This window comes from Oerskovia sp. PE-21s, assembly GCF_056158145.1.
The window spans coordinates 98,955-116,679 of sequence record NZ_JBUXJM010000003.1 but is presented as its reverse complement, the minus strand read 5'-3'; the positions used below and the strand labels follow the sequence as shown (position 1 = coordinate 116,679).

Sequence of the window (17,725 nt, the reverse complement as noted above, 5' to 3'; positions counted from 1 at the left end):
CACGCCCGTCGGCGCCGATGCCGACAGCCACAGCACCCGTAGACACCCGCACCGAGAGGCAAACCCGATGACGGACTCCCCTGCCCCCGCGCTCAGCGTCCCCGAGGTGGCCGCGCACGGCCGCCGCATCCTCGACGAGGTCGGCACCGCCGTCGTCGGCATGCGGGACTCGCTCGAGCTCGCGCTCGCCACGATCCTCGCGGGCGGGCACGTCCTGTTCGAGGACGTGCCCGGACTCGGCAAGACGCTCGCGGCCCGGAGCCTCGCGACGGCCCTGGGGCTCGACTTCGCGCGGCTCCAGTGCACCCCGGACCTCCTGCCCGCGGACATCACCGGGTCCTCGGTGTACGACCCGGCAACGACCGACTTCGTGTTCCGGCCCGGCCCGGTGTTCACGGGCATCTTCCTGGCGGACGAGATCAACCGCACGGCACCCAAGACACAGTCCGCCCTCCTCGAGGCCATGGCCGAGCGGCAGGTGTCGATCGAGGGGAACACCTACCCGCTCCAACGGCCGTTCCACGTCCTCGCGACGTCCAACCCCGTCGAGTACGAGGGCACCTATCCGCTGCCCGAGGCCCAGCTCGACCGGTTCATGGTCAGGCTCGGGGTCGGCTACCCGGGTCGCGACGAGGAGCGGGAGGTCCTGCGCCGTCGTCTCGACCGGCGCCAGGAGCAGGCCGAGGTGCGCCAGGTCGTCGATGCTCGGACCGTCCTCGCGATGCAGGCTGGAGTCGAGGCGACCGACGTCGACCCCGACGTCCTCACGTACTGCGTCGACCTCGTCGCGGCCACGCGCGCCGACTCCCAGCTCGAGGTGGGGGCGTCTCCCCGCGGGTCGCAGAACCTGGTGCTGCTCGCCCGCGCCGTGGCCGCCCTCGACGGCCGGGACTACGTGCTGCCCGAGGACGTCAAGCGGGTCGCCGTCCCGGTGCTCGCGCACCGCCTCACCCTGACCCCGACGGCCTGGGCCTCGAACGCTCAGCCGCAGGCCGTCGTCCGCGCCATACTCGACCGCGTCCCCGGCCCTGCTGCGGTCGCCACCGCGCCGCGATGACCTCGCTCGCCACGACGACGCGCCTAACGAGCTGGCAGCAGACCACGAGCCTCGCCGCAGGCGTCGTGCTCGGTCTCGCGCTTCTCGTCACCGGTCTCCTCGCGGGTCGCGCGGACATCGCGGTCCTGGGCGCGCCGGCCCTGCTCAGCGCGGTGTGGGGCTGGGGCGCCAGGCCCAGGGGCGAGGCCGTGGTCGCCACGTTCGAGCCGGCCGACACGACCGACCTGCGTCCGGGCGAGCTCCGGTCGCGGCTCCGCCTCGACGTGCCCGACGCCGCCACACCGGTCCGTCTGCGCGTCACCAGCCCGGGGAACGACGACGCGGACGTCACGGTGCTGGTCGAGGGGACCCGCACGCTCGACCTCACGACGCACTCGGCGAGGACAGGACCGCACCGCCTCTTCCGGGTGGACCACGTCGCGTCCGGACCCGAGGGGGTCGTCGAGTCGGTCCCGGACGCGGCTCAGTCGCCGGGCACGCTCGTGCTGCCGACCGCGCAGCCCCTCGGCCGTCTCCCGCTGCCGCGCCAGCTCGCCGGGCTCACCGGCCCGCACACGACCCGTCGCCTCGGCGACGGCACCGAGCTCCGCGACGTCCACCCCTTCGCCCCGGGAGACCGGTTGCGGCGCATCGACTGGCGCGCGACCGCACGCCGGTCCCCCGGTCTCGAGACGCTCTACGTCCGACGCACCCAGGCCACGGCCGAGGCGACGATCGTCCTCGTCCTGGACTCGCGGGACGAGGTGGGCCCGGACGTCACGACGTGGCGAGGGCGTGGTCCGTTGCCGATGGACCGGGCGACCTCCTTGGACATCGCCCGCCACGCCGCGGCATCGGTCGCCCAGACGGCGCTGGACGGCGGGGATCGGGTCGGGTTCGAGGACCTCGGGTGGATCCGTCGCCCTCTTCCACCGGCCGCGGGCAAGCGCCAGCTCCAGCGGATCGTGCACGCTCTGGCCCTGGCCCACCCGATCGGCGAGCCGCGTCGTCGCATGCGCCCGCCACAGATCCCGGCGGCAGCCTTGGTCTACATGTTCTCGACCTTCCTCGACGACGAGAGCGCCATGATCGCCCAGACCTGGCGGGCGACCGGGCACCCCGTGGTCGCGGTCGACATCCTGCCCACCGTGGACGTCCCGCAGGACGAGCCGAGCGTCGTCCTCGCGTGGCGCATCACGCGCCTCGAGCGCGAACAGCGTCTCGAAGCCATCCGACGAGAAGGTGTCGTGGTGGTCCCCTGGACCTCCTCGGTGAACGGCAAGGGCGGGGCCCGGGCTGCGCTCGAGCTCGCGGCCCGTCGGCAGCGCCACAGCCAGCGAGGGACGACACGATGAGCGCCCACCCCACCGCGCCTCCCGAGAAGCCTGCGGGACCGCCTGCGACCGAGGTGAGCACCGGTCCGACCGTGTCGGGCGACGCCCTACGTGCCGTCATGGTCGGGGCGACCTTCGTGTTCGGCGTCCTGAGCGTGCACCAGCTAGTCCCGTCGCTGCTCGGGAGCGCGGTCGTCGCGCTGGCCCTGTCGGCCGTGGTCGCGGCGCGCCCGCACACCCCGGTGCCGCACGCGGTGCTGCTCGTCGGCGCCCTCGCGATGCTCGGGGCCGACACGTCGTTCGACCCGGTCGTCTTCCTGCTCCTCCCGCTCGCCCACCTCGTGCTGCGTTCCTCCTGGTGGGCTGCGCGCGTGCCGCGGAAGGGCCGTGTCGAACGCTCCGTCCTTCTGCCGGAGCTACGGCGCGCGGTCGTGATCCAGCTCGCCTGCCAGGGGCTGGCGCTCCTGGGCTTCGCGGCCTCGACTCTGGACCGGAACGGGTTCTTCGTCGTCGTCGCCGCTGTCGCGCTGATCGGCCTCGTCGTCCTCGCCGTCCCGCGGACCTGGTGGCGCTGAGACGACCTCACGACAGGGCGCGCGACCCCTGCTCCCCCGTCGGGGCAGGGGGTCGCGCTGTCCGGTGAGCCCGCACGTGCGCCCCTGCTTGTCCGGGCTGTTTGGTGAGTCGATCGCTCGGGTGAGGTGCGTGGTTGATACGCTTGGCACACTATTTTATCCAGGAGAGGTGTGCGGCAGATCGACGCGCACCATCCGACCGACTGACCTACCGTGACCTGATGGTCGACACCCCCACCCGCCCCGTCCTGCAGCTCCGTCTGGTCGTCGAGGCCGAGGACTACGAGCAGGCGCTCGCCTTCTACCGCGACTCCCTGGGTCTCCCCCAGCTCGAGGCGTACACCGGCGAGGGCGACGCCCGCGTCGCGATCCTCGACGCCGGGCGCGCCACCCTGGAGATCGCCAACCCCGCGCAGAAGCGCATGATCGACGACGTCGAGGTGGGCAGGCAGGTCGCGCCACGCCTGCGCGTCGCGTTCGAGGTGGCCGACACCGCGGCGGTCACGACCGACCTCGTCGACGCCGGGGCCTCGCTCGTGGCACCACCGGTCCGCACGCCCTGGGACTCCCTCAACGCGCGCCTGGACGCCCCTGCCGGCCTGCAGATCACGCTGTTCCAGGAGCTCGGCCCGCACTCGCCCCCCTCCCCCGCGGCCGATCCGCGCGAGGGGTGACCCTCCGCCGTCGGGCCCGTCGTGGCCCCGGCCGCGGGGCTAGGCCTGCGCCGGCTGCTCAGCCGGCTCACCCTCGGCCGGTGCGTGCCACGCCCGACGGACCTGCTCGAAGCGCGTCGGCAGCGGGGGGCGCACCCCGCCGTACCGCGCGTTGGTGCGCTGCACGAAGCGCCGCCAGGACAGCACCAGCCCCTGCTTCGTGATGGGCAGCCCGCTGGCCACCGTGATGCCGTTGTCGTGCGTGTGGTGGACCGTCAGGAGCAGTGCCCGCGGCACGGACCCCTCCAGCTCGGAGCACAGCTCGTCCCGGACGTCCATCCAGCGACGCAGGACCATGACCACGCCCGGTTCGAGGCGGTGCTCGCGCACGGTGCGGTGCTTGCCGTGCTGCACCACGACACTCCCCTCCCCCGCCTGGGGGCCCGTAGGCCCCAGGTCGAGCGAGTCGACCGTGCAGCGCAGCAGGTCGGAGTACCTGGCCCCCGTCGCACGGGTCAGACCGACGATGACCGCCAGGCGCACCATCTCCGGCTTGGTCGACGCGTACATGGCACCGACCGACAGCTCACGCCAGACCCACTCGGCCTCGTCCCGCGTCACCGGCGGGCGCGGGTAGCGCGGGGCGAGCGCCGGAGCGGGACCGTCCGGGCCGTCCCCGCCCGTCGAGGCTGGTGGGGGTGAGTCGGCAGCGTTGGTGACCATGGAAGCCATCCTAGCCGCTTGGCACACTTTTTTGATCAGAGGGTGCAGCGTGTCAGGGTCCGTCCGGGCTCGTCAGGCCTCGCGGAGCCGCCTCGTGAGGTCGTCGATCTCTCCCAGCACCTCGGTCGCCGCCCACACCCCGTGCCGCTGGGACGTCGAGAGCCGAGACAGGACCCCTGCTTCCGTGAGCCGATGGAGCGCCTCGTAGGCCGCCGCCGCCGAGGTCCCGGCGACCTGCCGGGCGAGATCCCCGTCGAGCACCGGATGGTCCAGCAACCCGTCGAGGAGCGCGGCCGCGGCCGACCCCGCCCGGGGACGCACCTCCCCCCGCCATGCCGCCGGCAGCTCGGACAGGTTGTCGGCCGAGATGCGCGCCTCGCGCGCCGCGGCCGACGCGCTCGTCGCCAGGTATCGCACGAACTGCGCCACGCGCCCGTCCCGGTAAGCGTTGACGCGGGCGAAGTACTCCCCCGTGTCCGCGAGCATGGCCGACGCGACCGGGACGACCAGGGTCGGGGCCAGCCCGCGCCGCCGCCACACGGCCCCGATCAGGGCACGTCCGATCCGCCCGTTGCCGTCGGTGAACGGGTGGATCGACTCGAACTGGGCGTGCGCGATCGCGGCCTGCGCCACCGCCGGAAGGTCGTCACGTCGCAGGAAGGCGATCAGGTCCTCCATGTACCCGGGCACGAGCTCGGGCGGCGGCGGCACGTGCACCGCGCCGCGCGGCGACCAGTCGGACCCGCCGATCCAGTTCTGCACCGTGCGGAGCGTTCCCGCGGTGGGCCCGTCGAGCGGGTCGTCCTTGAGGAGCGTCCGGTGGGCGGCGAGGAGGTCGTCGAGCTCGATCGTCCCCGCCCGGCCCGCCGCGTCGACGAGCCGAGACACCGCCCGCGCGGCCGCGACGGTGACCTGCGCGTCCTTCCCGGACTTCATGCCGATCGTCGCCCGGGCCAGGTCGGCCAGGCTCGCGTCGTGTCGCTCGATCCGCGACGAGGCGACGGCCTCCGTGCGCAGCAGGAACGTCGCGAACGACGAGAGGACGGGTCCGTGGACCGCGTCGAGGCGGGTGATGTCCACCGCGGCCCGCTCGATGTCCGCGGCCTCCTCGGCCGAGGGGACGTAGGCGAGGCCTGCGATCCGGGGCGGCAACGACACGGTGATCTCGCGCAGCATGCGGTCCTCGCGCGGACCGCGCGAGGTCGACGACCACGGCCTGACCTCGGCGCCGTGCGGCGGCCAGGCGGCGACCTCCGGAGCAGTCGTCCCGACACGTCCACCTGTCATGGCAACCCTTCCTTGTGCCTCATCACGTCAAGGTTATGCCCTCTAACCTTGACTTGGGCACTCTCAAGTCAAGGTTGGCTAGGCTGGGCGTCGATGGCTCCCCTCCCGCACTCCCCCGAGAAAGCGCCGCTCCCGTCGACGATCGCCGCCCCGGTCGAGCACGAGCTCGTGATCAAGAAGTCCCGCTTCCTCACGCTCCTGCACCCGGTCACGTCGGTCGCCGAGGCGGAGTCCGTGATCGCGCGCGTGCGCAAGGACCACTGGGACGCCCGGCACCACTGCACCGCGCTCGTCGTGGGGACGCACGCCGACCAGCAGCGCTCGAGCGACGACGGCGAGCCCTCGGGCACGGCGGGCATCCCCATGCTGGAAGTTCTGCGGCACCGGCACGTGACCGACCTCGTCGCGGTCGTCACGCGCTACTTCGGTGGGGTGCTGCTCGGCGCGGGCGGGCTCGTGCGCGCCTACTCGAACGCCGTGAGCGAGACCCTCGACCTCGCACCCGTGCTGCGGCGCGAGGTCATGGTCGAGGTCGCGGTCGACGTCCCGCACGCCGAGGCCGGCCGTATCGGCAACGTCCTCCACGAGTGGTGCCAGACCCGTGGCGCCGTCCTCGAGGGCACCGACTACGCGGGGTCGGCCACCTTCCGCCTCCTGGTCCCGCCCGCCGACCTCGCCGCGCTCGACGCGGACGTCGCGTCGGCGTCGAGCGGAGCGATCTCCCCCGCCGTGGGAGATCGACGCATCGTCGACGTCCCCGCCTGAGCGGCCCTGAGCGCACGCAGGGGCCCCTCCCGGGCCGCGTGACGTCGTCGGGCGGCAGGAACCCGCCCGACGACGCCACGCCCCTCCCACAGGCCGTCAGCGGTCCCGTGGGCCCCGCCAGGGCCCTGCCGCGTCCCGCCCACGGGCGGGACGCGGCGGATCACCGCGTCAGCGGGTCCCGATCCCCTCGGGTCCGACGTGCGCCCCGTCCGGGACGGTCGACGGCTCGCCCGCGTCCGCCAGGACCGCGTCCCCCTCGGCCACGACTCCGCGGCCGAACGTCCAGTCGCCCCGCACGGTGAGGCTGCGCGCCCCGCGCAACGACGGCGCGCCCTGCGCGAACCGGGCGTCGAAGTCACCGACGAGCTTGTAGTGCGCGCCGTCGAGGTCGATCAGCGGCGCCTCGACCTGCGCCGCGAGCGTGAAGTCGTCACCGAGCTCGTACACGTCCGAGCGCAGCAGCAGCAGGTCGCTCGTCGCCTTGACGGGCAGGAAGCGGCTGCGGTCGACCTCGATGACGGTCGATCCCTCGAAGACCTCGATCGCGGCGCCCATCGCCGACTCGATCTGGATCACGGGCGTCGAGGACGGGTCGGTGGGGTCGACCGTCTTGGGGTTGCGGATCAGGGGAAGCTCGAGGACTCCCCCGGTGCGGTCGAGCTCGGCGGACAGCGCACGCAGGTCGAGCCACAGGTTGTTCGTGTTGAAGTACCGGTGACGCTCGATGTCCCCGGCCGCAGCCAGGTCCTCCTCGGGCGTCTGTGCGGTCTCGCGCAGCACCAGGCGTCCGTCGGAGCGCCGCACGACGAGGTGGCCGCCCTTGCGGTCAGCGGGCGTGCGGCGCGCGACCTCGGCCGCGAACGGTGCACCCGACGCCGCGAACCACCCGGCCATGGCCGCGTCCGGAGCCGCACCGAGGTTGTCCGAGTTGGAGACGCTCGCGTACAGGTACCCCGCGTCCAGGAGCCGCTGGAGCGCCCCCGACGTCACGAGTGCCGTGTACAGGTCCCCGTGACCGGGCGGGCACCACTCCAGGTCGGGGTCGTCCGGCCACTCGACGGGCTCGAGGTCGTCCGCACGCAGCTTGGGCTCGCGGTTCTGCAGGAAGTCGAGCGGCAGACCGTCGACCGCGAGGTCCGGGTAGGCCGCGAGCGCCGCGAGGGTGTCGTCTCGCGTGCGGAAGCTGTTCATGAAGAGCAGCGGGAGGCGTGCGCCGGTGGCGGCGCGGGCGGCGCGGACCTGTCCGGCGATGATGTCGAGGAAGGTCAGGGGGCCGTGGCTGGTGTCGCGGACGGTGAGGAGCGACTTGGCGCGGTCCATGCCCATGGAGGTGCCGAGGCCGCCGTTGAGCTTGACGAGCGCGGTGCGGGAGAGGGCGGTGGCGGCGTCGTCGGGGCTGATGTCGAGGCCGTGGCGGTGGGTGACGTCGGTGAGGGGGTCGACGTCGGTCTCGGGGACGGTGCCGGTGGCGCCGCCGTCGAGGAGCTCGTAGAAGCGGCTGAAGACGTCGATCGCGGTGGGGTGGACGCCGGCGTCGGCCATCTTGTGCTGGGAGTGGGTGAGGCCCTGGCTGCTCATGGTGTCGATGCTAGGTCTGGGTGCCTGCTCGTGCTGGGCGGTCTCGTGGGGTGTCGGTCACGTCCGTGGTCACTCGAAGCGGGTGGGGTCTCCTGCGCCGACGCGGACGACCTCGGCGGTGCCGGAGGAGAAGTCGACGACGGTGGTGGGTTCGGTGCCGCAGTCCCCGGAGTCGACGACGGCGTCGACCTGGTGGTCGAGGGCTTCCTTGATCTCCCAGCCCTGGGTCATGGGTTCGTCCTCACCGGGCAGGAGGAGCGTGCTGGACAGCAGGGGTTCGCCGAGGGCGCGCAGGATGGCCTGGGTCACGGCGTGGTCGGGGATGCGGACGCCGACGGTCTTCTTCTTGGGGTGGGCGAGGCGTCGGGGCACCTCGGCGGTCGCGGGCAGGATGAAGGTGTAGCTGCCGGGCGTGGAGGCCTTGATGGCGCGGAAGGCCGCGTTGTCGATCTTGACGAGCTGTCCGAGCTGCGCGAAGTCGGCGCACACGAGCGTGAAGTGGTGCTTGTCGCCGAGGTGGCGGATGTCGCGGATGCGTTGGGTGGCGCTGTGGGAGTCGATGCGGGCGCCGAGCGCGTAGCAGGAGTCCGTGGGGTAGGCGATGAGGGCGTCGTCGCGCAGGAGCGTGACGATCTGGTCGATCGCGCGGGGCTGGGGGTCGACGGGGTGGACGTCGAAGTACTTGGCCATGGCGTGAGCCTAGGCCCGCCGCGGTGGGGCTGCCGCCGGGAGCCGGCTCGCGCCCGACGGCGAGCACGGCGGCGTCGGTGGGGGGAGAATCGGTGCGATGCGACTCGCGACCTTCAACATCCTGCACGGCCGGTCGACCAGCGACGACCTGGTGGACGTGGACCGCTTCGCCCGGGCGGTGGCCGATCTCGACGCGGACGTCCTGGCGCTGCAGGAGGTGGACCGCAACCAGCACCGTTCGGGACGGGCGGACCTGGCGCAGGTGGCGGCCGAGGCGATGGGCGCGGTCGAGCACCGGTTCGCCCCGACGCTCGACCGGCGTTCGGCGGACGGTCGGGCGCAGTACGGCGTGGCCCTGCTGTCGAGGTTCCCCGCGCTCGAGTGGCGGGTCCTGCCGTTGCCTCGCCGCCCGTGGTGGCGCCCCCTGCCCCGGGCGACCGACCAGCGGGCGCGCCGGTGGCGGCTCGACGAGCCGCGGGCGGCCGTGGTCGCGGTGGTGGCGACGCCGCAAGGTCCGTTGACGGTGGCGGCGACGCACCTGAGCTTCCTCGACGGGTGGGGCGAGCACCAGCTCGAGCGGCTGGTGAGGGGCTTGGCGGGGGCGCCGCGGCCGCTCGTCCTGCTGGGGGACCTGAACCTTCGGTCGGAGATCCCCGCGACGGTCACGGGGTGGAGCCCGTTGGCGGTCGCGCGGTCCTACCCGGTCTCGCACCCGACGTTGCAGATCGATCATGTCCTGGCCGACGGCGGGGTGCGCCCGCTCGCGCCGGGTCGGGCGGTCGACACCGGGTTGTCGGACCATCGGGCGGTCGTCGTCGACGTGGAGCTCGACGGCGCAGGAGGCTCCTGAGGCCCTTCCCCCACCGGGTCGAACGGGTGTTCGATCCGCGAGCCGACAGGCGCAGCTCGGCTCGAACACCTGTTCGACATCGACCGACCGGGCGCCGCATCCGGTCGAACATGTGTTCGACCGGGCATCCGCCGGTGGGCCGAGGGCACCTCTCCCCTGCACCGACCCTGCGTCAGGACGCGCCGCCGTGCGTGACCCGGACCACGGGAAGGCGCAGCGCCCCGGGGGCCGACGCCGGTACGAGGGGCCTGCGCGGCGCGACCGGGGCGACCCGCCGGTAGTCGCTCCCGAGCGGCGGCCGGGGGTCGGCCTCGCCCCGGTTGGGCCACAGCGCGACGGCCCGCTCGGCCTGCGCCGTGATCGTCAGCGACGGGTTGACGCCCAGGTTCGCGCTCACCGCCGCCCCGTCCAGGACGTGCAGCCCCTCGTGGCCGAACACCCGCTGGTACGCGTCGACGACCCCCGTCGCCGCACAGGCGCCGATCGCGCACCCGCCCAGGAAGTGCGCCGTGAGCGGCATGCCGAACGGTTCCCCGATGCTCCCGCCCGGCGCGCCGCCCATGACCCGGGCCAGCCGCCGGGCTGCCTCGTGCGCCGCCGGGATCCAGCCGGGGTTCGGGGCACCGTGGCCCTGACGTGAGGTCATGCGACGTCGCCCCGTCCACGTGCGTCTCGTGTAGGTCGTGAGCGAGTTATCGTGGCTCTGCATCACCAGGGCGATCACGGTGCGCTCGGACCAGCCCCGGAGGTCGAGCATGGCCGGGAGGCGACGGCGCTGCGCCCACAGCTCGCGCAACCACGCGCCGGGCGTGGGCGACGGGTCCTGGCGATCGCCGTCGTCGGGCTGCTCGCTGCCGGGTCCGCGCAGGCCGGGTCGGCGCAGGCCGCGAGCGCCGCGGGGCGTGACGAGGACGGTCTGCAGGAGGGCCATGGCGTTCGAGCCGCGGCCGTAGCGCACGGGTTCGACGTGCGTGTGGGCGTCGGGGTGGAAGGACGAGGTGATCGCGACGCCGCGCGTGTAGTCGGGCACGGGGGGGTCCGAGGGGTGAGGCCGGTCTGCGGTCGCACCCAGGAGCGCCTCGGAGTTGGTGCGCGTGAGCATCCCGAGCCGTGGCGAGAGGCCGGGGAGCGTGCCGGCGTCGCGCTGGGCGTGCAGGAGGCGCTGCGTGCCGTGCGCGCCCGCGGCGAGGACAACGTGCTCGGCGGTCCAGCGGGTGCGCCGGACGGACGCACGGTCGGTACGGCGGGAGGTGACCTCGTAGCCGCCCCCGGGCAGCGGGGCGATCCGCGTGACCGTCTCCAGGGCGTGGATCCTCGCCCCGCCGCGCTCGGCGAGGTGCAGGTAGTTCTTGACGAGGGTGTTCTTCGCGCCGTGGCGGCAGCCGGTCATGCACTGCCCGCACTCGAGGCAGCCGCGACGTTCGGGGCCCGCGCCGCCGAAGAACGGGTCGGGCACCCGGGCCCCGGGGGTGCCGAACAGCACCCCCACGGGAGCGGGGGTGAAGGAGCCCCCGACGCCCATCTCGCGGGCGACCAGGGCCATGGCGTCGTCGGCCGGCGTGCGGCCCGCGTACGTGACCACGCCCAGCATGCGCCGCGCCTGGTCGTAGTACGGGGCGAGCTCGGCCTTCCAGTCCGTCAGGTGGCCCCAGGCGGGGTCCGTGTAGAAGGCGTCGAGGGGCTCGTACAGCGTGTTGGCGTACACGAGCGAGCCGCCCCCCACCCCTGCGCCCGCCAGGACCAGGACGTCGCGCAGCCGGTGCACGCGCTGGATCCCGAGGCAGCCCAGGCGCGGGGCCCACAGGAAGTCGCGCAGGTGCCAGGAGGTCTTCGCGAAGTCCTCGTCGGCGAAGCGCCGGCCCGCCTCCAGGACCGCGACCCGGTAGCCCTTCTCGGTCAGGCGCAGGGCAGCCACGGAACCGCCGAAGCCCGACCCCACCACGAGGACGTCGACGTCGTGCGAGACGCCCCCGGGGTCGCGGCGCGCGTCCTCGCGCCCGTCCGCCCGCTCGTCGCAGCCTCCCTTGGTCATCGTGGCCACCTCGTTCTTCGGGCGCTCCCTCGCGCCCGGCAGGTGCTCATCCTGCCACCGCGGCGCCCACCCGTCGCCGAGCGGCCGGGTCGGCGCTCGTGCTGCGAGTCCGCGAGCGCCGTCCTAGCGTGGACTGGACCCGAGAACACCTCGCCCGCCGCGGGCCGCCGACCGGCGTGCGCGCGTGCGGCGACCTGAAGGAGGATCCAGTGACCGACCAGACCCCCGCCTTCCCCGCCCAGCAGCAGGAGCCCCCGGGCCTGACGCCCCCCATGAACCCGCTGCCCGACCACGGCGAGTCGTCCTACCGGGGCTCGGGCAGGCTCGCCGGCCTGCGGGCCCTGATCACGGGAGGCGACTCGGGCATCGGGCGTGCGGTCGCGATCGCGTTCGCACGCGAGGGGGCGGACGTCGCGATCGGCTACCTGCCCGAGGAGCAGTCCGACGCCGAGGAGACCGCGCGCTGGGTGCGCGAGGCGGGCCGCACGGCCGTCTTGCTGCCCGGGGACCTGCGCGAGGAGCCGCAGTGCCGCGCGCTCGTCGCCGACGCCGTCGAGCAGCTCGGGGGGCTGGACGTCCTCGTGAACAACGCCGGCTTCCAGATGGCTCGACGGTCCTCGATCGCCGACGTCACGACCGAGGACCTCGACCGGGTGCTCAAGACCAACCTGTACGCGCTGTTCTGGGTGACGCAGGCCGCGCTCGAGCACCTGGGGGAGGGCGCGTCGATCATCAACGTCTCCTCGATCCAGGCCTACCAGCCCTCCACCTCGCTCCTGGACTACGCGGCGACCAAGGCGGCGATCAACAACTTCACGGTCAACCTCGCGGCCGAGGTCGGTGAGCGCGGCATCCGCGTCAACGCGGTGGCCCCGGGACCCATCTGGACGCCGCTGCAGCCCGCGACGCAGCCGCCCGAGAAGATCGAGCAGTTCGGGGCCGACACCCCGCTCGGGCGGGCCGGGCAGCCGGCCGAGGTCGCACCGGCCTTCGTCTTCCTGGCCTCGCCCGCCGACGCGGGCTACGTCTCGGCGACCGTGCTCGGGGTCACGGGCGGCAAGCCGGTGTTCTGACGCCGCCCTCGCGACGTTCCCTCGACGCGAGGTCGGCACGGGCCCCTCACGGCGCCTGTGCCGGCCTCGCCCGTGGACCCCACGAGCCGCCCGCCTGACCGGCGCGGGCTAGGGTGGGTACCGGGCCAAGGAGCGGCTCGCCGTTCAGGGCACGGATCATGGCAGGGACCACGGAGGCGACGATGCCGACGACCATCGCACAGCTCATGTCCACGGCGTTCTGCACGGTCGAGCGCACCGCGACCGTCGCGCAGGCCGCCCGCACCATGATCGACGAGGACTCGGGTGACGCCGTCGTGCTCGACGACAGGGACGTGCTGGGCATCCTCACGGACCGCAGCATCGTGCGGGCACTGGCCGACGACGCCTCGCCGGACCACCCCGTGGGCGACCTGTGCACCGAGGACCTCGTGGTCCTGAGCCCCCAGGACCCGGCCCGGGAGGCCGTGCGGATCATGGAACGACACGCCTTGCTGCGACTGCCCGTCATGGTCGGACCGGACCTGGTGGGCATCGTCCGCCTCTCGGACCTCGTGACCGCGATCGAGCGCGGGCAGGTCACGGTCGGTGCCCGCGACACCGCGGACCTGCAGGACGCGTGAGCAGCCCCCGGGCCCCCACGCGCGGTGGCCGCCCACGGACCGCGTAGCGTTGTCCTCGACAGGTGGAGGAACGGCGCGGTCGTGCGCCGACGACCGGCCACCCCCGAGCACGAACGGGACGCACGATGACGCAGGATCTGCAGCAGACGAAGGACGACGCCCTCGCCGTCGCCACGACCGCCGAGTTCGGCACCGGGGCGAGCCCCGCCACCGCGATCGAGTCGTCGATCGCGTCGGCCGCGCGGACGCTCGCCGAGGAGCCCAGCCTCCAGGAGACGCTCGACCGCACGGTCGAGCTCGCGGTCGCGATGGTCGAGGGCTGCGACGCCGCCGGGATCTCGCTCATGACCCGCAAAGGGCGCATCGAGACCCCCGCCGCGTCGCACGACCTCGCCCGGCGCGGGGACGAGCTCCAGTACGCCCTGAACGAGGGCCCGTGCCTCGACGCGATCCGCGAGACCGACCTGGTGCGCACCAACGACCTCGCGGCCGAGCCTCGCTGGCAGCGGTGGGCCGACCAGGTCCACGCGGAGCTCGGGGTGCGCTCGATGCTGTGCGTCCAGCTCTTCACGAGCGAGACCTCGCACGGCGCCCTGAACCTGTACTCGCGCTCCACGGGCGCGTTTCCCGCCACGGCGCTGTCGATCGTCTCGACGTTCGCCGCGGTCGCCGCGGCGGCACTGACCGCCGCGCGCACCGAGGAGCAGCTCACGAGCGCCGTGCAGACCCGCACCGTGATCGGCCAGGCCCAGGGCATCCTCATGGAGCGCTACCAGCTCTCGGCGCAGCGCGCGTTCTCGGTGCTGAGCCGCGTCTCGCAGGACTCGAACGTCAAGCTCTACGACCTCGCCCGCGAGGTCGTCGAGACACGCAAGTTCCCGGTGACGTAGCCGTCGGGCCCGGGCGGGTCCCGTCCGGGCGTCGGCGGCTCAGCCCGTGACCGCTCCCTTGCGCCGGAAGAGCTGTGCGCCGCCCGGGCGGCTCACGCTGCCGGGCTCGAGGGCGGCCAGGCACGCGTCGACCCGGTCCTTGGCGCGACCGCCCAGGCCGCCGCCGGCCGCGATCGCGTCGATCAGCTCGCGTGCCACGTCGGGCAGGCGTCGGCTGCTCTCGCTCGCGTGCACGACGAGCAGGTCGAGCGCGCCGTCCGGGTCCAGCCCGTGCGAGGCCATGATGACGCCCTTGGCCTGGTCGACGACGGCGCGGTCCTGGAGACCGACCGCGACCTGGCGCGTGACCTCACGGCGCAGCGCGTCCTCGTGCGCGGCGGACGTGTCGATCATCATGCCGATCACCTCGACCACGGCCCCCGAGGCGTCGCGGCGGCCCTGACCCGTCACCGTGACGGTCCTGGTGCGCCCGCGCGCATCCACGATGCGGTGGCTGGCACTGAAGGGGCGCCCGGTGGTGCGCAGCAGCGCGAGGTCGCGCAGGACCGTGTCGCGGTCGTCGGGGTGCTTGTGCTGGACGAGGAGAGCCGCGCTCGGCACGACGGAGTCGGGCGTCAGCCCGTGCAGCAGGTAGACCTCTTCGGACCACCACCACTCGCTGGTGCGCAGGTCGACGCGGTACTGGCCGGTGGGATGGGCCCGCCCGAGGCTCAACGCCTCCGCGAGCGGGTCGCGGCGACGCCTGCGAGGGGACTGTTCGGTGGTCATGATGGCTCGCTCTCAGCACGTGCGTGTCGAGGGGCCGCTTCCTGACTCCTAGGTGCCTCACCTTAGACCGCCGCGCGCGTAGGTCAAAGCCCCGTCCATGGCGCGAGCGCCCGGCGCGAGCGGGGACTCACGCCTCGCGGACGTGGTGCGGCGGGCGCGGGTAGAGCATGTGCTCGGTGTGGTGCAGGACGTTCGTGACGAGCGCCTCGACGTGCTCGGTCGCGGGCGCGTAGTAGACGCTCGTGCCCTCGCGCCGCGACGTCACGAGATGCCCGGCGCGCAGCTTCGCGAGGTGCTGGGAGATCGCGGGGACGGGACGGTCGAGGGCCTCGGCGATCGCGGTCACCGGCATCTCGGTGCCCGTCAGCATCTGCAGCACCGCGAGGCGGGTGCGGTCGGCGAGCAGGCGCAGCACCTCGACCGCACGGTCGAGGTCGACCTCGGGGGGTGGGACGGGGAGCGAGTCACGCTGCGTGGTGGCCATCCCCCTCATGGTCCCACCCTCGCGGCGGCTCGCACGCGATCGGCGCCCGGTAGAGGCGCCTCACCGGCGACGGACCCCGGCCACAGCACGTGCGCGAGCCCGGTCGCGGCGCCCGCGACGAGGGCCAGCGCCGTCGCGGCGGCCGCCAGGCCGAGCGTCCCGAGCCACCCCGCGAGCGGGTACGTGACCAGCCAGCACGCGTGCGACGACGAGAACTGCGCGGCGAAGGCCAGGTGGAGGTGCCCTCGGTCCACCGAGCGCCGCACGAGGCGCCCGACGGGGGTCTCGACCGCCGACCACCCGGCGCCGATCGCGACCCAGGCGGCGCACACCCCGGCCACGGCGACCCCCGCGGGAGCCGCGAGCACCAGGGGGACGACGGCGCAGCCCACCGTGAGCAGGGCCGCTCCCCCGAGCATCACACGACGCTCGGGCCAGGCGCGCAGGACCCGCGGCAGGACGAGCGCGGCGGCCACCGACCCGCTGCCGCACACGGCCAGGAGGAGAGCGACGCCGTCGGGCCCCAGCCCCAGGACCGTGCGGGCGATCACGACCGTCTGGACCAGGACGAGAGCGCCCGCGGCCGCGACCGCGAGGTTCAGCGCGAGCACGGGCCGCAGCGCGGGCGTGCGCAGGAAGATCCCCGCCCCCCGGCGCACGCGCGCGCCGAACGGCCCGTCGGGCTCGGTCGCCGCGACGTGGCCGTCCGTCGTCGCGCCCGCGGCGCCGGGGACTCGCGGCAGCACGACCGTGGCCACGAGGAGCGCCGAGGCCCCGAACCCCACCGCGGTCCCCCAGAACAGCCCGGCCGGGCTCAGTGCGAGCAGGAGGACGGCCGCGAGCGCCGGGGACGCGACGGCCTCGAGGTCGTAGGCGAGCCGGGACAGGGACAGTGCGGCGGTGTAGTCGCGCTCGTCGGGCAGGACGTCGGGGACGACGGACTGGAACGTCGGCGTGAACGTCGCCGACGCGCTCTGGAGGACCAGGACGAGCACGAGGACCTGCCACACCTCCCCCACGAGGGGCAGCGCGAGAGCCACGACCAGGCGCACGAGGTCCGCGCCGACCAGGACCAGCCGCCGTGGAACCCGCGCCACGAGCGTGGCCGCGAGCGGGGCCAGGACGACGTAGGCGACCATCTTGACCGTGAAGACCGTCCCGAGGACGACGCCCGCGCGGGGGCCCGCGAGGTCGTAGGCGAGCAGGCCGAGCGCGACCGTCGCGACGCCGGTGCCCGCGAGGGCCACGACCTGCGCGGCGAACAGGCGCCGGTAGACGGGGTGCGCGAGGGCCGAGAGCATGCCCCCATCATCCTGCCTGTTTGCGCAGTCACGCAACCATGCAAGCGGTGCGGGTGGAGCCGGCCGTGGGATCCTGGAGCCGTGTCCGACCTGACGTCCCGCCGCATCCCGCCCGGTCCGATCCTCGACGCGCTGCGCACGCACCGCCACCTGCCGGACTGGGCCCTGGACGTGCCGCAGCTCGCGCTCGAGCACGCCCTGCGCCTCGCCGACGGCGACCCGCACCGGCTCGTCCTCGAGGACGACGGCACCATCCGGGTCGAGAACTCCCCGTCGCCCTGACGCTCAGCGCTTCCCGTACGGGTAGACGTCGGCGAGCACGGGCTCGAAGGGTCGCGAACGCAACGTCATGCCGGCCTCCTGGGGAGTCCGGCCCGCCTTGGCGCTGTTGCACGCCTCGCACGCCGCCACGGCGTTGAGCCAGGTCGTGGCCCCCCCCTGGCACCGGGGCACCACGTGGTCCATGGTCGTCGCAGGGCGACCGCAGTAGCCGCAACGGTGCTTGTCGCGACGCAGCAGCGCGGCGCGCGAGTACGGGACGCGGCCCGTGCGCTCGTAGACCCAGCGGGAGTGGACGTAGCGCACCAGCTCGACAGAGACCGGGCGCTGGTACGGGCCGAAGGTCTCCCCCTCGACGGCCTCCCGCACGGCCGCGACCCGGCGGTGCAGCATACGGATCGCGTGCCCGAGCGAGACACGGCCCAGGACCTGCCCGCCGCCCAGGTTGTAGATGAGGACCTCGCTCATCGACCGACTCCCTGTCTGCGACCCGCGGTACCGAGATCCTCGGCGCCGCGGGCCACCCACGTCGTCTGCGGAGAGGGCGGGAATCGAACCCGCCCCACGGGGCGCTGGTGCGCCCCGTCGCCGTCCTTGGCACATGCCTCTCCAGGGGTGCCGCCCGACTGCAGTCCGGGCGACTTGGAACCTCCACGCACACCACGGGTCCCCGTCGTGGCCAGGTTCATGTGCCTGGCTCGCCGCGCTACCACTGTGGCGCGGTCTCGTGTGCGTCAGCTCGTGCGGGCCGCCGGAGCGGCACCTCATGAGAACGGGTCAGGAGCGAGCGCCGCGCGGGCTGCCC

Annotated in this window: 19 protein-coding genes and 1 tRNA gene; 10 read left to right on the top strand and 10 right to left on the bottom strand. The window is 73.9% G+C overall.

What is annotated here, in order from left to right; genetic code table 11:
- Nucleotides 1-67: 67 nt before the first annotated feature.
- The 4 genes from ACZDYF_RS06430 (at nucleotide 68) to ACZDYF_RS06415 (ending at nucleotide 3,619) form a co-directional block, all read left to right on the top strand.
- A complete protein-coding gene (locus ACZDYF_RS06430) occupies nucleotides 68-1,057 on the top strand; it encodes an AAA family ATPase (protein WP_475054857.1) in 990 nt (329 codons plus the stop codon).
- Nucleotides 1,054-2,391, top strand: coding sequence for a DUF58 domain-containing protein (locus ACZDYF_RS06425; protein WP_475054855.1), 1,338 nt, complete (start codon nucleotides 1,054-1,056; stop codon nucleotides 2,389-2,391). The genes ACZDYF_RS06430 and ACZDYF_RS06425 overlap by 4 nt, the downstream gene beginning before the upstream one ends.
- Nucleotides 2,388-2,945, top strand: a complete 558-nt coding sequence (locus tag ACZDYF_RS06420; protein WP_475054853.1) for a hypothetical protein — start codon at nucleotides 2,388-2,390, stop codon at nucleotides 2,943-2,945. Before ACZDYF_RS06425 ends, ACZDYF_RS06420 begins: the two co-directional genes overlap by 4 nt.
- 221 nt (nucleotides 2,946-3,166) lie before the next feature.
- Nucleotides 3,167-3,619 (top strand): VOC family protein, encoded by a 453-nt coding sequence (locus tag ACZDYF_RS06415; protein ID WP_475054851.1) that lies wholly within the window; start codon nucleotides 3,167-3,169, stop codon nucleotides 3,617-3,619.
- Nucleotides 3,620-3,658: 39 nt separating this feature from the next.
- On the opposite strand, the gene ACZDYF_RS06410 is transcribed toward ACZDYF_RS06415, so the two are convergent.
- The gene (locus tag ACZDYF_RS06410) at nucleotides 3,659-4,321 is read right to left on the bottom strand and encodes a tyrosine-type recombinase/integrase (RefSeq protein WP_475054849.1); all 663 of its coding nucleotides are present in this window, start codon (nucleotides 4,319-4,321) and stop codon (nucleotides 3,659-3,661) included.
- Between the two features lie 72 nt (nucleotides 4,322-4,393).
- Complete coding sequence (locus tag ACZDYF_RS06405; protein ID WP_364073091.1) at nucleotides 4,394-5,608, bottom strand: Fic family protein; 1,215 nt, start codon at nucleotides 5,606-5,608, stop codon at nucleotides 4,394-4,396.
- 93 nt (nucleotides 5,609-5,701) lie between these two features.
- Between ACZDYF_RS06405 and ACZDYF_RS06400 the strand changes: the two genes are divergently transcribed.
- A complete protein-coding gene (locus tag ACZDYF_RS06400; RefSeq protein ID WP_475054846.1) occupies nucleotides 5,702-6,373 on the top strand; it encodes a YigZ family protein in 672 nt (223 codons plus the stop codon).
- 168 nt (nucleotides 6,374-6,541) lie between these two features.
- On the opposite strand, the gene ACZDYF_RS06395 is transcribed toward ACZDYF_RS06400, so the two are convergent.
- Entirely contained in the window at nucleotides 6,542-7,951 is a 1,410-nt protein-coding gene (locus tag ACZDYF_RS06395) for a UTP--glucose-1-phosphate uridylyltransferase (protein ID WP_475054845.1), read from the bottom strand.
- 69 nt (nucleotides 7,952-8,020) lie between these two features.
- A complete protein-coding gene (locus ACZDYF_RS06390; protein ID WP_191790403.1) occupies nucleotides 8,021-8,641 on the bottom strand; it encodes an L-threonylcarbamoyladenylate synthase in 621 nt (206 codons plus the stop codon).
- Between the two features lie 97 nt (nucleotides 8,642-8,738).
- On the opposite strand from ACZDYF_RS06390, the gene ACZDYF_RS06385 reads away from it, so the two are divergent.
- Nucleotides 8,739-9,491: an endonuclease/exonuclease/phosphatase family protein gene (locus ACZDYF_RS06385; protein WP_475054843.1), complete on the top strand. Its 753-nt coding sequence runs from the start codon at nucleotides 8,739-8,741 to the stop codon at nucleotides 9,489-9,491.
- A gap of 172 nt (nucleotides 9,492-9,663) precedes the next feature.
- On the opposite strand, the gene ACZDYF_RS06380 is transcribed toward ACZDYF_RS06385, so the two are convergent.
- Complete coding sequence (locus ACZDYF_RS06380) at nucleotides 9,664-11,523, bottom strand: FAD-dependent oxidoreductase (RefSeq protein WP_475054841.1); 1,860 nt, start codon at nucleotides 11,521-11,523, stop codon at nucleotides 9,664-9,666.
- Between the two features lie 272 nt (nucleotides 11,524-11,795).
- On the opposite strand from ACZDYF_RS06380, the gene ACZDYF_RS06375 reads away from it, so the two are divergent.
- From ACZDYF_RS06375 to ACZDYF_RS06365, 3 genes are all read left to right on the top strand, one after another.
- A complete protein-coding gene (locus ACZDYF_RS06375; RefSeq protein ID WP_475055461.1) occupies nucleotides 11,796-12,596 on the top strand; it encodes an SDR family oxidoreductase in 801 nt (266 codons plus the stop codon).
- Between the two features lie 182 nt (nucleotides 12,597-12,778).
- A complete protein-coding gene (locus ACZDYF_RS06370) occupies nucleotides 12,779-13,198 on the top strand; it encodes a CBS domain-containing protein (RefSeq protein WP_191790400.1) in 420 nt (139 codons plus the stop codon).
- Between the two features lie 125 nt (nucleotides 13,199-13,323).
- Nucleotides 13,324-14,088, top strand: coding sequence for a GAF and ANTAR domain-containing protein (locus ACZDYF_RS06365; RefSeq protein WP_475054838.1), 765 nt, complete (start codon nucleotides 13,324-13,326; stop codon nucleotides 14,086-14,088).
- A gap of 39 nt (nucleotides 14,089-14,127) precedes the next feature.
- Here ACZDYF_RS06365 and ACZDYF_RS06360 read toward each other — a convergent pair whose 3' ends face one another.
- The 3 genes from ACZDYF_RS06360 to ACZDYF_RS06350 form a co-directional block, all read right to left on the bottom strand.
- Nucleotides 14,128-14,856 carry a PAS and ANTAR domain-containing protein gene (locus ACZDYF_RS06360; RefSeq protein WP_191790398.1) on the bottom strand — a complete coding sequence of 243 codons (729 nt, stop codon included), beginning with the start codon at nucleotides 14,854-14,856 and terminating at the stop codon, nucleotides 14,128-14,130.
- 127 nt (nucleotides 14,857-14,983) lie between these two features.
- Nucleotides 14,984-15,340 carry an ArsR/SmtB family transcription factor gene (locus ACZDYF_RS06355; protein WP_475054835.1) on the bottom strand — a complete coding sequence of 119 codons (357 nt, stop codon included), beginning with the start codon at nucleotides 15,338-15,340 and terminating at the stop codon, nucleotides 14,984-14,986.
- A gap of 5 nt (nucleotides 15,341-15,345) precedes the next feature.
- Nucleotides 15,346-16,641, bottom strand: a complete 1,296-nt coding sequence (locus tag ACZDYF_RS06350; RefSeq protein WP_475054833.1) for an MFS transporter — start codon at nucleotides 16,639-16,641, stop codon at nucleotides 15,346-15,348.
- Nucleotides 16,642-16,722: 81 nt separating this feature from the next.
- Between ACZDYF_RS06350 and ACZDYF_RS06345 the strand changes: the two genes are divergently transcribed.
- Nucleotides 16,723-16,923, top strand: a complete 201-nt coding sequence (locus tag ACZDYF_RS06345; RefSeq protein WP_191790395.1) for a hypothetical protein — start codon at nucleotides 16,723-16,725, stop codon at nucleotides 16,921-16,923.
- Between the two features lie 3 nt (nucleotides 16,924-16,926).
- On the opposite strand, the gene ACZDYF_RS06340 is transcribed toward ACZDYF_RS06345, so the two are convergent.
- Both ACZDYF_RS06340 and ACZDYF_RS06335 read right to left on the bottom strand, forming a co-directional pair.
- Complete coding sequence (locus ACZDYF_RS06340) at nucleotides 16,927-17,388, bottom strand: HNH endonuclease (protein WP_475054830.1); 462 nt, start codon at nucleotides 17,386-17,388, stop codon at nucleotides 16,927-16,929.
- A gap of 68 nt (nucleotides 17,389-17,456) precedes the next feature.
- Nucleotides 17,457-17,555: transfer RNA gene (locus ACZDYF_RS06335), tRNA-OTHER, on the bottom strand.
- Nucleotides 17,556-17,725 lie beyond the last annotated feature (170 nt).